This is a genomic window from Planktothrix paucivesiculata PCC 9631, assembly GCF_900009265.2.
In the GTDB taxonomy this organism is placed as follows: domain Bacteria; phylum Cyanobacteriota; class Cyanobacteriia; order Cyanobacteriales; family Microcoleaceae; genus Planktothrix; species Planktothrix paucivesiculata.
The window spans coordinates 227,895-244,297 of the sequence record NZ_LR735015.1 but is presented as its reverse complement, the minus strand read 5'-3'; the positions used below and the strand labels follow the sequence as shown (position 1 = coordinate 244,297).

The window sequence follows — 16,403 nt, the reverse complement described above, 5'->3', positions numbered from 1 at the left end:
GGGGTAGCCAGAATCTTGAATTAATGCTTTCTTTCCCGGAATCCGAAACTTTCCTGTTTTCATTAAAGTTGATTCAATATTAGCAACAATTCGGCAAATAGTTGATTCTGATACTCCCCAATTTGTCCCAATATGAAAATATGTTCTGTATTCTCGCCAATACTCCAAGGCTACTAAAACTTGCTCTTGGAGAGTCAGGCGGGTGTGACGTCCTCTCCTATCTTTAGGATGTTCTAACCTGAACTGCTCTATGGCATTAACCATTGCTTGAAAGGTTTGAATCTTGACACCAAATCTCCGTTTAAATTCAGGAGGTTTCAAATTTAGATAAAATTGAGTGTTCATCGCCGAGTTATTGTCTTAATTCACTTTCAATTTTTACCATTTTATGGAGTTTTTAGCAAAAGTTTGTGAAGAATGGTTAGTCTCTGGGATTTTATGAAATTGAGCAAAACTCACCATAATACCATAAAATTATTTTGCAAGAGTTCTAATAGAGGGAAGCTGGATGGATTGAATGACAGATCCTGTGATTTAAAAGCACAAATAGAGGCTTTTAAAGAATATACCGGGCATTATCCCGAGTCAGTCCATGTAGATAAAATTTACCGAACTAGAGACAACCGAGCTTGGTGTAAAGAAAAGGGGATTAGAATCAGTGGCCCCCCGTTAGCTAGACCCCCAGTAAATATTAGTTAAGCTACTAAGAAGCAGGCGTTAGAAGATGAAAAAATTCGGAATTCTATTGAGGGCAAATTTGGTCAAGGAAAAAGAAGATTTAGCCTCAATCGGATGNGCAGATTATTTAGAGCATTCTTCCATCCACTTTTCTGATTCCATTGTTGATGATTGGAAAACTTAACAGAATTGCTTTCCTGTACATCAGTTTGCCGTTGACAAGATTGATTTAAGGATAAAAAAGCTGGGGAATTTAGACTAATCATTGTGTAAACACAAAAAATTATTTCCCACCATCTTTCAATATCCTTAAAATTAGTAATATGCCCCGATCTACTTTTCCTATACTTCCTAAATATTGTCTAGCTACATAATCTGTCTTCTTCCCTTTTTTCCGATCTCCTGTTTCATCTACTACTACGGTAATTGCTTTTCCACCTAATACTTTTTTGATTTTATTTAATCTTAGGCTTCTTAATTTATTCACTGACCATTCGGAATTAGCTAGAAAATGATGTAATGACTGGGCAGATTTCACCCTGACCACTTTAGCAATTTCCGGTAAGGATTTTCTTTTGATCGGTGAAATTATTCCTAAGTGTAAATATTTGAAGCATTCATAGTTTCTGACTTCTTGAAATAAGTCTTTATACTCGGCACAATATTCATCTATGATGGCAACTGTTGGCTGAGCCTCTCTTGCCAAATGCTTCAGGATTTGTATTTCTACATCCATTGCCACACCTACTTTGTAGAGTTTGATCTTTTGATTCTTCTATTCATTATACTCGGAGACTGACAAAAGAGGGTTAAGAGGNGAGCACCAGCCAAAACATTTAGAATGGCATTGGGAGCCTTAATCATTAAAGAAAAATTAGGGATAAGTGATAGAGAGACAGTAGAACAAATCAAAGAAAATCCCTACTTGCAGTATTTTATTGGGTTGTCCGATGCAATATATTAAACGAAACTTAGGACATATAGACCAAATAATCGCCAATAGAGGGAGGCTGGATGAATTGAATGACAGACAATATAAGAGTTTATTAGTGGTATCAGAAGTTTATCGTCAACAGCAATGGATGTATGATCATAACAAACAAAGTATTTCCGACAGAATCGTAAGTTTAAGCCAACCCCATATTCGTCCAATTGTCCGAGGAAAAGCCGGAACGTCAGTAGAATTTGGAGCCAAATTGTCTGCTAGTTGTCTGGATGAATATGTATTTCTTGACCGGATTAGTTGGGATAATTTTAACGAATCATGTGATTTAAAAGCACAAATAGAGGCTTTTAAAGAATATACGGGACATTATCCTGAGTCAGTCCATGTAGATAAAATTTACCGAACTAGAGACAACCGAGCTTGGTGTAAAGAAAAGGGGATTAGAATGAGTGGCCCCCCGTTAGGTAGACCTCCAGTAAATATTAGTAAAGCTACTAAGAAGCAGGCGTCAGAAGATGAAAAGATTCGGAATTCTATTGAAGGCAAATTTGGCCAAGGAAAAAGAAGATTTAGCCTGAATCGGATTATGAATAAACTAGCTCATACTTCCGAAACGGCAATTGCTATTACTTTTTTAGTCATGAATCTCTCTGTGATTCTTAGACAGATTTTGGGGTCAATTTTTTTATTCAATTACTTTTTTCAGGGAATAGATTATGACAAGTTATCTGTTAACTACTTAGGGCTTGCTGAAAAAAGGCGAAAAGCCAGAACAGAGGGGAGGTGAAGACAAGAAAAAATGAATCAGGTGCAAGGGATGGGTGTAAAATAACGCAAAAACCTTGCATGAGTCGGTGAAAATGTACCGTAAAGACGAGCAACCAAGGACACCACCCGAAGAGTTCAAACTGCCATTTGAGGGAAAACTCTCAGAAGAGAATCGGTGGGTAATCATGGCCCAATGGATACCGTGGGCAGAATTTGAAGCGGAATACGCAGAATTATTCTCATCTGTTATGGGAGCACCAGCCAAAACATTTAGAATGGCATTGGGAGCCTTAATCATTAAAGAAAAATTAGGGATAAGTGATAGAGAGACAGTAGAACAAATCAAAGAAAATCCCTACTTGCAGTATTTTATTGGGTTGTCCGATGCAATATATTAAACGAAACTTAGGACATATAGACCAAATAATCGCCAATAGAGGGAGGCTGGATGAATTGAATGACAGACAATATAAGAGTTTATTAGTGGTATCAGAAGTTTATCGTCAACAGCAATGGATGTATGATCATAACAAACAAAGTATTTCCGACAGAATCGTAAGTTTAAGCCAACCCCATATTCGTCCAATTGTCCGAGGAAAAGCCGGAACGTCAGTAGAATTTGGAGCCAAATTGTCTGCTAGTTGTCTGGATGAATATGTATTTCTTGACCGGATTAGTTGGGATAATTTTAACGAATCATGTGATTTAAAAGCACAAATAGAGGCTTTTAAAGAATATACGGGACATTATCCTGAGTCAGTCCATGTAGATAAAATTTACCGAACTAGAGACAACCGAGCTTGGTGTAAAGAAAAGGGGATTAGAATGAGTGGCCCCCCGTTAGGTAGACCTCCAGTAAATATTAGTAAAGCTACTAAGAAGCAGGCGTCAGAAGATGAAAAGATTCGGAATTCTATTGAAGGCAAATTTGGCCAAGGAAAAAGAAGATTTAGCCTGAATCGGATTATGAATAAACTAGCTCATACTTCCGAAACGGCAATTGCTATTACTTTTTTAGTCATGAATCTCTCTGTGATTCTTAGACAGATTTTGGGGTCAATTTTTTTATTCCATTACTTTTTTCAAGTCATTGATTATGACAAGTTATCTCTTAACTCATTACCTCGAAAAAAACTTATCTGACCTTCTGACTTCATTAGCTAGTTAATCATTCGTTTCCTTTTCTGTTACTTTTTCAGCAAGCCCTAATTCGGCGATCGCTCCTAACCTGGAAACCAGATCAAACTGACCCCATTACTGTTGTTTTAACTTTGAAAATTGAGGGTTAATGTTAATATGGGCGGGTTATTTTAGATTTTTGTTAATCACCTCAATCTGAATAAAACCGCCCCTATAACTGATAACTGACAACTGATTACCAAGGGCTTCCAATCATCGTAAATCCTGACCAATAATAGGGATGGGATAGGGTGGTAATATTGGATTCTGTGAGATCTGGCGGGAGAGGAATAGCACCAAAAGTGGTGATTAATTGCTGATTTTCGATGCGAGTTTTTCCTTGAATCATGGCAATTTGTGCCTCTTGTAAACCGATGGCTTTAATCGGTGCTTGCTTCAAATATTCATAAAACTCACTCATTAATCCTAAAGTTCCCTGATCACTAACATACCATAAACTTGCTAAAGCCGATTTAACTCCCGCTTGCACCGCTAACCCCGCAAATCCTAATTCTGAACGTCGATCTCCTAATGCTGTTCGACAAGCACTTAAAGTTAATAATTCTACCGTGGGATTATCCCAACCCAAGTTAGGAAGTTCCGTTAAGGGTAACTTTTCATTCCATAATTGGATATAGGAATTACTCGGAGATCCGGTTTTAAAATCAGCGTGGGTAGCTAAATGAATCACTTTAAAATCAAATCTCCGCCGTTGGGATTTCAGATTATCCAGGGTGAAACGCTCGTTTAAGAATTTTTCACCCGGCCAAATTTCAATAATATTTTCTAACTCAATTGGAACCGCAGGTAAAGGGTTTTGTTGTTGAAATTGACTAGCGCCCATGGCTAAGACTTCGGCTTGACCAATGGGTTGATACCGAAAGTCAATTAAGCTGGTACTCGGAATTAAACTAATCCCATATTTTTCGACTAAAAATTGTTGACCATCCCATAAAACCGCCAGGGGTAAACTCCGTAAACCCGGGTCAAGGGAGAATAAAATAGTCGAAACTCCCAAGCGTTTCAAATCATCTTCTATCGGTTGAATTATCCATTGATGGAGTTGTGCAGCCGGAGCTTGATAACTAACACTATCACGTTTTCTGGGGTTAGTAATTTCGCTTTGTAATTCTCGGACGACGGGGAATAATTTTTCCTGTGTGGCTTCTGCAATACTATGTCGTAGGGGTTGACCGGAGGAAGGAACCACAATTAATTCTAATTGATCCTCCCTAGACACAACATAAACAATGGCATAAACCTGTCGGGTTTTCATCTCCAGTTCTTTTAAAAGCTGTTGAACTTCTGAACGGCTTAATGGGGTTCCTTGAACTCCTAAATGTTGTTGAAATTCTTGGGTTTTTAACTGTTCTAATGCTAAAAAGGTAGAATCTAAATTATCAGAGCTAAAAGCCATATCTACTGTTGACAAAAGCTCCTGGGACAGAAAACTATTATTATAATTAATGATCACTTCAGGAGAAGTTTGTTTCGGTTCTTGTTCTTGGTTATTAGGAGGAATTAATAGATTTTTTTGCAAGATCACTTCTGTCTCAATCAAGGGTTGATTTCCACCAGGAATAGGGGGAATAATATTAGGCCCGTCATCGGTTTCTATGGCAATATTTCCTGATGTAAATGAACCTTCAAAACCTTGGGGGGGAAGAATGCTAAAATCCCCGGTGGTAATGGCTGCGGCAGTTCCATTCACCGTTAAATTACCTCCGATTTCAAAGGCAGTAACGGGGGGATTCAGTGGCCCTCCGGCGTGACGCAGGGTAATTGAACCCCCACCCAGACGTCCTGCTGTGGAGATACTGGCCGTTCCCGTGGGGGAAAATCCGGTGGGGAAGGAATTAGTAGCACGGAAGTAGCCTTGGGTGGATTCGACAAAAACGTTGCCCCCACGACCGTTGGCAGATTCGGCGTTAATAAATTCTACCTGAACATCATTAATCGGGTCGAGGAAAACGTCACCGCCTTGGGTTTGGCCTTGGGTATCAATTTGTCCGGTGGTAATGCTGGTTTGGGCATTGACCGTAAGGTTCCCACCCGTTAAACCGGATGTCAGTATATTCCCGGTTGTAACATTTCCGGTTATGGCTTCTAAGGAGATAGTTCCACCCCGACCACTGGGGGATGAACTATTTAAGGTATTGGTAGTAATATTTCCCCTGGGGCTACTTAGGGAAATCTCCCCACCGTTAGCGTTAGGGGATGAACTATTGAGGGAGTTAACCGTAATATTTCCGTTGCTGCTGTTGAGGGTAATACCTGCGGATGTCGTAATATCACGGATAGTAATATCATTAGTTGCCGTAACTGCAACCGTACCAATACTGAGGGTATTAGCATTAAAATTAACAATATTACTGGCATTAATATTCAGTCCTCCTGACCCTAGGGTAATGGGGGCGTTAGCTTGAACTGTTCCAGCCGTAATTCCTAAACCATTCAGGGGAGATTCGGTCGTAAAGGTATCTAAATTAACATTACTATTGCCTGCGTTAATTGTTAATTGTCCCTGTCCTCCAAGAATTGAACCGATAAAATCAATCGCTCCGTTACCGATACTGGTGTCTAATGTAACTAAATTTCCAGAAATATTAACGGTATTTACGGATAAAAAGTTAAGTCCGGTGCTGGTATAGATATCGCCAAACAGGTTAAGGGCGTTTGCCTGTTGGAAAATTAATCCGCCTATGGGGTTATTATTATTGCCAACGGTATTTAGGGAAATTGTTCCGCTTCCGGCGTTGAGGGTGAGGGTTGTGGAACCTGTTATCGGACTATTATTAAACAGGATATTACCATTATTTCCGGCAGTATTAATCGTAATTGAATTTTCGAGTTGAGTTCCTCCTAAAGCATTACTAAAATCAAGGTTATTATTTGTAGTTAAATTGCCTTGTAGGGTCGTGAGTCCGGTAGTATTGACTTGCAAACTAGATAGGGGGTTACTATCACCCACAGTGGAAAAAGTAATATTCCCACTCCCCGCATTCAGGGTTAAGTTACTATTCCCATTGATAGAATTATTAAAAATAATATTCCCACTATTATTAGTTCCTGATGAAGTTAGGGTAATATCAGGAGATGCTAGTTGTACAGGACTATTATATTGTTGTTGACTTCCAGTTCCATTATTACTAGAAGTATTAATATCGCTATTTAAAATAATTGGATTATTTCCCGTGTTTAAATTTAGGGTTCCTGCTGTACCAGCAATTGCACTGGTATTAACTTCTCCTAAATTGAGGGTTTGGGGGGTACTAATAGTAATATTTCCCCCATTCTCAGAGGAACTGGTATTGAGAATACCGGGATTTATTGTAACATTTCCGGTAGAACTATTGAGGGTTATCGGTTGACCATTGGTGGTGATATTTCCGGTGACAATATTATTCGTGGCATTAATTTCAACGTTACTTCCATTAGTGGTGATAACATCTTGGGGAAGGGTGACAGTATCACTAGAATTAATCCGCAAATTTCCCGTATCCAGGGTAATCGGAGAATTACTATTAACGGTTTGGGCATTAATTTCTAACCCCCCCAGGTTGACCGAATTATTAAATTGAATATTGCCATTTCCCGCTTGTATAGTTAAACCATTATTATTGACGGGAATACTATTAATAGTATTATTAAACGTAATATTTCCGCTTCCCAAGGTTCCCGAAGTATTTAGGGTGACAGGTTGATTTAATTCAACGGGGTTATTAAACGTTAAATTGCTACCCGTCCCGGTATTTCCCGAGGTATTAATAGTTCCGTTTAAGGTAATCTTTTCTCCCGTCACCGTTAGAGTTCCCGCTTGGTTAGTTTGGGTGCTGGTATTGATTTCCCCTAGGGTAATAGTAGCAGGAGTTGTCATCGTAATATCACCGCCATTGCTATTAGAGGAACTACTATTAATAATTCCGCCACTACTATCAATATTTCCCGTATTGCTATTTAATATAATCGGTTGACCTTGGGTGCTTAGGTTGGCGGTGGTAATATTATTTTCAGCATTAATATTAATTGTGGCGGTATTTGTAGCCGTAATAGGTTGGGTTAAATTAACTGTTCCACTGCTATTGATATTAACTCCTTCTCCTGTAACATTAATTCCCCCATTACTATTAACCTCTCCACTGGTTATATTTAAAGTATTTAGGGGATTTGTGTCTCCAATGGCTTGATTGATATTAACCGTTCCTGTCCCAGTTTGCAGGGTTAAATTAGCACTCCCTGAACTATTACTATCAACGGTATTATTAAAGGTAATATCTCCACTTCCGGCGGTTCCCGATGTCGTTAAGGTAACAGTATTGGTATCTAAAATAACCGGAGAATTAAAGGTAATATTATTCCCTGAACCAATAGTAGCAGAAGTATCAATATTATCGGTTAAATTAATCGTATTTCCGGCCAGGGTTAGAGTTCCCGCTTGACTGGTTCCTAAATTAGATTCTGTACGGGTATTCACTGCGCCCAGGGTTAAATTTTGGGCTGCATTCAGGTTAATTTCTCCCCCGTCTTCAGTGGTCGAACTACTATTAAGAATACTCGATTCGGTATTAATATTTCCGGTATTACTCACTAGAGAAATTCTTGACCCATTACTAATAATATCCGATGTTGTAATATCTCCATTAGCATTAAAATCAATAGGACTATTATTAGCAGTTATGGTATCAGAAAAATTAATATCTTGAGTTGCATTAATATTAATTCCCCCATTTTCCACCGTTACCGCAGACTGACTAACCACATTTCCACTATTAATGGTTAAGGTTTGTAGAGGAACATTATCCCCGATGGTTTGATTAAAAGTTGCATCTCCCGTTCCAGTTTCTATGGTTAAACTATTACTCCCCGCATTACTTTCAATACCCCCATTAATTGTTCCATTAAAGGTAACATTCCCACCGCTATTATTTCCCCTGGTTGTGATTGTAACCTGGGATTCAGGTAGAATAACATTGGCATTCAAATTAACATCATTGCCCTGACCTTGGGTGGCTGAGGTATTAATATCTCCAGTTAAATTAATCGTATTATTTCCTGAAGAAATATCTAGGGTTCCTGCCTGACTATTGCTAGAATTAGAGGTGGTACTGGTGTTAATTCCTCCTAAAGTAATCGTTCCCGAAGCGTTGAGGGTTTGGTTGCCTCCATCATTATCAGAAGAACTACTATCTAAAATGCCAGCTTGGGTATTAATTTCCCCATTGCTACTCGTTAAATTAATAGTTTCACCCCCGGTAATTATGGTTCCGGTATTGATGGTATTAGTAGCAGTTAGATTAACTTCGCCCCCGGTTGTGGCGGTAGAAAGACTATTTAATATTCCGGCAGTAGTATCAATATTATTACTACTTTCCAGGGTGATATTTCCCCCGGCGGTATTCATATCCTGAGTGGTAATATTTCCTGTCGCCAAAATATTAATAATGCCGTTGTCGGTGGTTAAAATATTTGCTAGAGTTACCTCCCCACTGGCATTAATTGTTAATCCAGAGTTTGCCAGATTCATCGGTGCTATACTATTAATATTATTTCCCGTTAGGGTTAAACCATTTAGGCGAATAAGATTACCTACACTATCATTAAAATTGATATTGCCTGCTTGCAGAATTAACGTATTACTTCCGGGGGTAATACCATTAATTGTATTATTAAAAATAATATCCCCACTGCCTGTAATTCCAGTAGTATTAAAAGTAATAGTTGGTTGGGCAATTTGTAGGGGGGCAGAAACCGTAATTGTATTTCCCTGACCTGTGGTTGCGGAAGTATTAATATTATCAGTTACCGTAACTATATTATTAGCAGAAGTTAAACTAACACTTCCGCCTTGAGTGTTTCCACGGGCATTAATTCCCGCAACTCTAATATTACCCGCCGCATCAATCGCAATATTTCCCCCACTTCCCTCAATAGAACTACTATCAAGGGTTCCAAAACTACTATTAATATTTCCTTCACTACTTTGGAGATTAATTTCACCCCCAGCATTTGTCAGGGAATTAATTAATAAATCTCGATTTCCTGATATGGTGATACTGCCTGAACCTGTGGTAGTAATGGGGGTATTTTCTCCAATAATTACACTATTTGTATTTTCGCCATTATTCACACCATCGATTAAAATTGACCCCGTATTACTTTGAATTTGACTCTCTCCAAATATTCCCACCGCCCGACTCTGGGCAACTGTCCCACTGCGACCTTGAATATTAATATCCCCACTCGCTAAACTATTGATTTCTGTGTTATTAATTAAAAGAATCCCATTATTATCGCCCCCGCTACCATTGCCAGTTCCAGTTAAATTAATGCCGCCTGTTCCTGACGATTCAATTATACTATTTCCTAATAAAATACCCTGTCCACCCAAAGAAGATGAACTCACCCCAGTTAAATTAATATTTCCATTAAAAACCTCAATTCTAGGGTTATCTAAAATCAAAATCCCATGACTATCGGGAGTCTGGCTACTACTACCGACTAAAGTAATATTTCCCGTTGCTGTCGCACTAATATTTGCGCCGCCAAAAAGGGCAATTCCATGACCACTATTCCCCGTAGCACTACTGAGTCCATCTAAACTAATATTACCAGTTCCGGTAGAAACAATTTCGCCTCCATCCCCAATAAAAATCCCTGGACTTGAAGTTAAACCCCGTCCCAAACCATTAATTAAAATATTGCCATTGGTGGTTTGTACCTGTCCATTGGCAATATAAATTCCCTCGCTAATATTACCCTCACCACTCACCCCCGATAAAGTAATATTTCCTGTTCCGGTGGTAGAAATAAGCGCACCATTCAAGATAGAAAGACCATCATTATTATTTCCCGTGGCGTTATTATTTCCATTTATATCAATAATTCCTGTCCCCGTAGAAGTAATATTACTTTCACTAATATAAACCCCCACACTACCATCTGTTCCGGCGGGAGTTCCGGCGATTTGAATGGCGCCATCAACGGTTAAAATATTGCCTTGGTTCAAATTCACCCCAAAACTATTTAATCCATTTTCGCTATTTCCGGTTAAGTTAATATTCCCTGTTGTGCTTTGTAAGGTAGAATTATTATTAATTAGAATTCCAATATTATTGGTTTCAAGTCCTTGGCTATTACCAATAATATCAATGGTTCCTGTGCCTGAATTAATCGTAGATTGGTCTAACCAAACCCCTACATTTGTATCGGTTTCTGTTCCACTGGTTCCGGTTAAATTAATATTACCATTCGCCGAATTTAAGCTACTATTAGTCAGCAAAATCCCATGATTAAAAGGTTGATTATCAACACCAATTCCATCTAGGGTGATGTTTCCGCCTAAAGTATTAATTTGACTATTATCAATCCAAATCCCAGAACGAAAAAGCTGATTTCCTCGACCCGTTGCGGTAAAAGATCCTCGGTTTGTATCAATATTTGCATTACGAATAAAAACCGACCCACTATTATTATTGTCAAAATCCGCCTTAAAATTGAGGTTTAATTTATCACTATCATTCGGGATACTATCGCTAATTGTTTGTCCATCCAGAATAATATTACCTGCCGCATTTAAGGTTAAACTTCTTTCTCCCCTAATTTCATTAAAATCTAAGGAAGTTTGAAAGGTAATATTCCCATCTTGGGAATTAGTTCCCACATCTCCGGTTTCTACAACAACATTGCCTTCACTCAGCGCCGACTTTAAGACAAAAACACTTAATCTAGCATTATCATCGCTGGTGTTAAATAATAATTCACCCGTGGGTAAAGGATTTTCATTAATATTTGTATTTCCCTGCGTATCATCAACAATATCAATATTATTCGGGTCAAGTAACCACGTTCCTCCTAACCCGGCGGGCGCTGAAATATCGGGGGCGGTGTTAATATCTAAAATACCGCGACTACTGGTTTCCACAAATCCCCCGTTTCCACTTTGTATCCCCCCCCGCACTTCAATCAAACCATAAACTTGAGTTAAATCTTCAGACCAAACAATAACTTGTCCGCCATTTCCCGTCTCTAAAGCATTAGCATTAATAAAAGAATCGGAACTAATAAAGGTTTTTTGAGCGTTGGGAAAATCCCCTAATCCTTTATAGTTCCCCCCGATTAAAACCGTTCCTCCTCCGGTTAATCCCGAGGCATTTAAGGTACTATTAATTAAGCCAATCTTTTCTCCAGTTAGGGCTAAGTTTCCCCCAAGTTGGGTCGGGGAACTTACATCAATTGTTCCTGATAAAATTGTAGTTCCCGGTGTGGTGGGAACTGTAATTCCCGAAGCAGTTAAAACAACCTGTCCCTGTTCATTCACCTTAACTTGACTCGCACTGATTGAATTGCCTCCGGTGAGTAATTCTGGTAAGGATAGGGCGGTAAAGGTGGAATTATTTTGAGGAATATCTGAGGTTAATTCTAAATTTAATAGGTGTCCTTCTTGGGAAAGTCTAACTAAATTTTCCCCCGTTACCGACGCAATGGTAATATTTCCGGCAGGGGCAGAAATTGTTCCAGTATTTAAAACCGTTCCTGCTAATAAGGTTATATTCTGCCCAGGGGAAACCGTGAGATTTCCTAAATTAACTAAACTCCCAGGATTTTCGGCATTAAACACAAAATCCCGAGGAGTTCCCACTAAGGTTTGCCATTGATTTTCCCCGATAGCTTGGAACCAATTTTGATTGCCAAATCCCAGACTATTTGCAGTAGTCGCGGTAAAAGAAGCCGGAATATTTAAACTGGCACTTTCCCCAAAAACAATTCCCGCCGGATTGATTAAAAATAGGTTAGAATTTCCGCCCGTAACTTGAATTAACCCATTAATAAAAGAGGCTTCTCCTCCGGTAACTCGTCCTAAGATATTCTGAATATTGGGATTAGAAATAAAGTTCAGAATCTGACCTTGAGAAAGTCCTAACTTTTCAAAACTATGGAATAAATTTGCTCCATTTCCTGATAAACTGCCGCCATTAATATTAAACTGATTTCCCTGCGGCGTGACTTGGGTTCCAGTGCCATCCTGTGCCGGAATAATGGTTTGTGCAGTGATTGAGGTGGGAAATAGACAAATCAACAGTACCGATGGAACCACAACCCCGGGAGTGGATAGAACCGGAATTTGTGGAAAATCTTGCAACTTGGGGAGGCGCGTTTGTTTCCGATTCATATTTTCACCCTATCCAGAGAAACTTGTCTCTATCCTAGGCTGATTTGTGCTAAACCGCAACTCTTAATCTTGATAATAAATCATAAATCTTTATAAAATTTATCAAGTTTTATAGTAAACTCAGAAAATGCACTCAAACCCTTCTAATCATCAATGGATCAACATCAACATCCGGTAATTCTGAATCAGTGCGTCGCCACAACGGATTTAACAACTTTGCGGCATTGGCTACTGGATTTATTTTGTCAACTTGCCTATAAAGAAGGGGATTTTGTACTTTCTTCCGGTCAACAGAGTTCCTACTATATTAATGGTAAACAAGTCACTTTGCACCCCCACGGCGCCTTAGCCATTGGCCGTTTATTATTAGCAATGTTACCCGAAGATACCCAAGCGGTGGCCGGATTAACCCTGGGGGCTGACCCGATGGTCTCGGCGGTGAGTGTGGTTTCTGCCTATGAAAATCGGCCGGTTTTTGCCTTAATTGTTCGTAAGGAAGCCAAAGGACATGGAACCCAGGTCTATATTGAGGGGCCAAGTTTACCCCCGGGCTCCCAGGTGGTGGTTTTAGAAGATGTGGTGACGACGGGACAGTCGGCGATGAAAGCGGTCAAACGCCTACAGGATGCGGGATATCAAGCCCATCATATTATTGCTTTAGTTGACCGACAACAGGGCGGCGGCGAACTCTATCAGCAGGAAGGCTTAGAATTTCAGAGTCTATTTACGATAGATGACTTAAAAGCCCATAATGCTAGTAGCAATTCTGCCAAAATGTGATATCGTCTGTGAATATTTTCAATTTTGCGACGTACCATCCCTTCCCAAAAATTATCGATGAACAGCAAACATTTAATCGGGCCTGGATTTGCGCTTCTGTTGGGTACCGTGTTCCTGGGGACTGCGGTTGCTAGGGAACTCACCGCAGAGGAAAAAACGGTGGTTTGTAAACTCCAAGAAGTCGTTAAAGATGCGGGGAGAGACGGTTTTGAGTTGGCATTTTGGCCGATTGTCCGTAAGGGGCCAGCGAAGGCGAATGCTCCTTTAACTATTAGACTTGACCCGGCGATAGAATATTTATTTGTGGGCTATTGTGACGAAAATTGTACCGATGTGAATTTAAGTATTAAAACCCTGGATGGGAAGGTTTTACAATCGGAAAAAGATACATTATCCGTGATGCCATTCAAACCCCCGGCTGCTAATATTTATGAACTCAATCTGAATATGACGAGTTGTACCACAAAGGACGGATGTGTTTATGGAATTGGTATTTTAGCGCCGAAAGGAGTTCAAGTTCCCTATGCTCCATCCTTACCCAAAGATATTGCTAAATTTGAGTTTTGCAAATAAAAATAATCAGTCATCCGTAGAGACGTGCCATGGCGCGTCTGTACCAGAGACGTGCAATAGCGCGTCTGTACCAGTTATCAGTCATCAGTCATCAGTTATCAGAGTTTTGAAATACAGAATTTTTCCACACAACGCACAAACATTTCTACACCCATAGCTAAGACAGTTTCATCAAAATCAAACCGGGGATGATGATGGGGAAAAGCCAAATTTTTATCCGCATTTGCCGAACCCAAAAAGAAATAACAACCCGGAACTTCTTGGAGAAAATAGGCAATATCTTCCGCCGCCATGGTTTGGCATTCTGGTACAACTCCGGCCGGAGTTTCCACTAAAGTTTCCGCCACACTTTGTACCAACTCCGTTATCCGTTTATCATTAAACACGGTCGGATATAAAGAGGCATAATTAAGTTCATAACTCGCCCCCTGACTTTGACAAACTCCCGCAATAATTTGTTCAATCCGACTGCCAAAAAATCCTTTATATATAGGATTAAAATAGCGCACTGTCCCCAACATTTTCGCACTATCCGCAATCACATTATCAGTTTTTCCGGCCTGAAGGCAACCCACACTAACAACGGCTGCATCTAAGGGATTAACATTCCGAGAAACAATTGTTTGTAAAGCTAAAACAATATGGGAAGCAACAACAATTGAATCAATAGTTTGATGGGGAATCGCCCCATGTCCCCCTTTCCCGTAAATTGTACATTGAAATTTTTCTACCGCCGCCATTAACGCCCCGCTACGGACTCCCACAGTTCCCAAGGGTAAATTATTCCATAGGTGTAACCCAATTAAAGCATCCACATTCGGGTTCTTTAAAACTCCCGCTTCAATCATCGGTTTCGCCCCTCCCGGCCCTTCTTCGGCGGGTTGAAAGATAATTTTAACTAACCCTTGAAAACTATGGCGATGATGGGCTAAATAATAGGCTGTTCCTAATGCAATCGCCGTATGACCATCATGGCCGCAGGCGTGCATTATTCCCTGATGTTGGGATTTATAAGAAACATCATTTTCCTCTTGAATTGGTAAGGCATCTAAATCGGCGCGAATCGCTAAAACTGGCCCGGGTTTTCCACTATCAATAATAGCCACAATTCCGGTTTTAGCAATTCCGGTTTCATGCTCAATTCCCCATTTTTTCAGTTTTTCCGCTACAAATTCCGCCGTTAAGGTTTCCTTAAATCCCAATTCAGGATACTGATGTAAATGGCGACGCCATTCGATTAACTGCGGTTGTAAGTTACGGATATCTAGTCGCAGTTGGGAGAGATTAACGGAATTTAAGCAGGGAATTGTAGAAACCATCGGTATGCAGAAAATCTGAAAAATTTATTAAGGATTAAAACTGATTATAACAGTTCTCGACAAAGGATTCCTACTTGCTCAGGAATTAGGCAGGCTTTTTTTAAAGTTATTTATGATCAAAATAAATTATAGCAATCCTATTCCCTATTGCCTATTCCCTTGTTACTGAGCGAAGTCGAAGTATTTCCTATTGCCTATTGCCTATTGCCTATTCCCTAATCATTCATTAAAAATAGTTTCTAAATCTAAATCTGAAGCGATTTGAGTCAGTTTTTCTCGATCCGTTGGTGTATCAAGATAGGGTAAAATTCCTAAAATTGGGATTTGGGTTAAAGATTCTATTAAATGGGTAGGAGTCCAATTTTCAATATCCTGTTCTGAACAGGGTTCGACACAATTTAAGACTAATCCTTTTAACAATACCCCGGTTTGTCGAGCTAAAGCCACATTAGCAACCGCTTGGGCGATCGCACCTAAACGAACCGGAACCACTAAAATAGTAGGTAAATGCCAATCCCGTGCTAAATCAGCAACAATCAATTCATCAGTCACCGGAGAACCCAAACCTCCTAACCCTTCTATTAATACAAAATCCCGACTTTTTTGTAACTGACATAACTGTGACCAAACTAACTTTAAATCGACTATTTTTCTCTCCAGTTCGGCGGCAATTGGAGGAGCAAGAGGGGCGGCAAAATGTAAGGGATTAATTTCTGCAATCGACTGATTTAAAGTAAAAAGTTGAGTATATAACTCCCGATCGCCCTGGCCCGTTTGAATCGGTTTAAATACCCCTAAAGTTCGAGATGAATAATAGGTTTGCCAATAGGAAATTAACGCCGTTGTTAATACGGTTTTGCCAACATTAGTATCAGTTCCAGCAATCAATAAAGTCTTGTTCATAATTCTCTCCAGTAACCACTCAACAAATAAAATATTACACACTTATAATTTTGCCATAAAACCTGTTATATTAGAACAATAAAATTTA

6 protein-coding genes and 4 pseudogenes are annotated in these 16,403 nt (G+C 39.5%); 5 read left to right on the top strand and 5 right to left on the bottom strand.

Features of this window, described 5'->3' with window-relative positions; all coding sequences use genetic code 11:
• The coding region (locus PL9631_RS12780; protein WP_197046359.1) for a helix-turn-helix domain-containing protein at nucleotides 1-345 on the bottom strand (345 nt) is incomplete at its 3' end.
• A gap of 174 nt (nucleotides 346-519) precedes the next feature.
• Here PL9631_RS12780 and PL9631_RS12775 point away from each other — a divergent pair.
• A pseudogene (locus PL9631_RS12775) lies at nucleotides 520-789 on the top strand (transposase); the annotation flags it as partial.
• Here PL9631_RS12775 and PL9631_RS12770 read toward each other — a convergent pair.
• A pseudogene (locus tag PL9631_RS12770) lies at nucleotides 768-1,414 on the bottom strand (transposase); the annotation flags it as partial. The pseudogenes PL9631_RS12775 and PL9631_RS12770 overlap by 22 nt on opposite strands.
• Before the next feature lie 78 nt (nucleotides 1,415-1,492).
• Here PL9631_RS12770 and PL9631_RS12765 point away from each other — a divergent pair.
• Together PL9631_RS12765 and PL9631_RS12760 are read left to right on the top strand one after the other, a co-directional pair.
• A pseudogene (locus PL9631_RS12765) lies at nucleotides 1,493-2,411 on the top strand (transposase); the annotation flags it as partial.
• A 73-nt stretch (nucleotides 2,412-2,484) separates the two neighbouring features.
• A pseudogene (locus PL9631_RS12760) lies at nucleotides 2,485-3,535 on the top strand (transposase).
• Between the two features lie 232 nt (nucleotides 3,536-3,767).
• On the opposite strand, the gene PL9631_RS12755 reads toward PL9631_RS12760, so the two are convergent.
• Complete coding sequence (locus PL9631_RS12755) at nucleotides 3,768-12,740, bottom strand: CHAT domain-containing protein (protein ID WP_083620816.1); 8,973 nt, start codon at nucleotides 12,738-12,740, stop codon at nucleotides 3,768-3,770.
• Nucleotides 12,741-12,893: 153 nt separating this feature from the next.
• Between PL9631_RS12755 and pyrE the strand changes: the two genes are divergently transcribed.
• Both pyrE and PL9631_RS12745 read left to right on the top strand, forming a co-directional pair.
• Entirely contained in the window at nucleotides 12,894-13,520 is a 627-nt protein-coding gene (gene pyrE, locus PL9631_RS12750; protein ID WP_083620814.1) for an orotate phosphoribosyltransferase, read from the top strand.
• 57 nt (nucleotides 13,521-13,577) lie between these two features.
• Nucleotides 13,578-14,093 (top strand): hypothetical protein, encoded by a 516-nt coding sequence (locus PL9631_RS12745; RefSeq protein ID WP_083620810.1) that lies wholly within the window; start codon nucleotides 13,578-13,580, stop codon nucleotides 14,091-14,093.
• 98 nt (nucleotides 14,094-14,191) lie between these two features.
• On the opposite strand, the gene PL9631_RS12740 is transcribed toward PL9631_RS12745, so the two are convergent.
• Both PL9631_RS12740 and bioD read right to left on the bottom strand, forming a co-directional pair.
• Nucleotides 14,192-15,412 (bottom strand): M20 family metallopeptidase, encoded by a 1,221-nt coding sequence (locus tag PL9631_RS12740; RefSeq protein WP_083620808.1) that lies wholly within the window; start codon nucleotides 15,410-15,412, stop codon nucleotides 14,192-14,194.
• Nucleotides 15,413-15,631: 219 nt separating this feature from the next.
• Nucleotides 15,632-16,315 carry a dethiobiotin synthase gene (bioD, locus tag PL9631_RS12735; protein WP_083620806.1) on the bottom strand — a complete coding sequence of 228 codons (684 nt, stop codon included), beginning with the start codon at nucleotides 16,313-16,315 and terminating at the stop codon, nucleotides 15,632-15,634.
• Between the last annotated feature and the right edge of the window lie 88 nt (nucleotides 16,316-16,403).

Excerpts from the sequence above, each read along its gene's own strand:
- PL9631_RS12740 (WP_083620808.1), bottom strand. The coding sequence starts at position 15,412 with ATGGTTTCTACAATTCCCTGCTTAAATTCCGTTAATCTCTCCCAACTG.
- PL9631_RS12745 (WP_083620810.1), top strand. The coding sequence starts at position 13,578 with ATGAACAGCAAACATTTAATCGGGCCTGGATTTGCGCTTCTGTTGGGT.
- PL9631_RS12755 (WP_083620816.1), bottom strand. The coding sequence starts at position 12,740 with ATGAATCGGAAACAAACGCGCCTCCCCAAGTTGCAAGATTTTCCACAA.
- pyrE (WP_083620814.1), top strand. The coding sequence starts at position 12,894 with ATGGATCAACATCAACATCCGGTAATTCTGAATCAGTGCGTCGCCACA.
- bioD (WP_083620806.1), bottom strand. The coding sequence starts at position 16,315 with ATGAACAAGACTTTATTGATTGCTGGAACTGATACTAATGTTGGCAAA.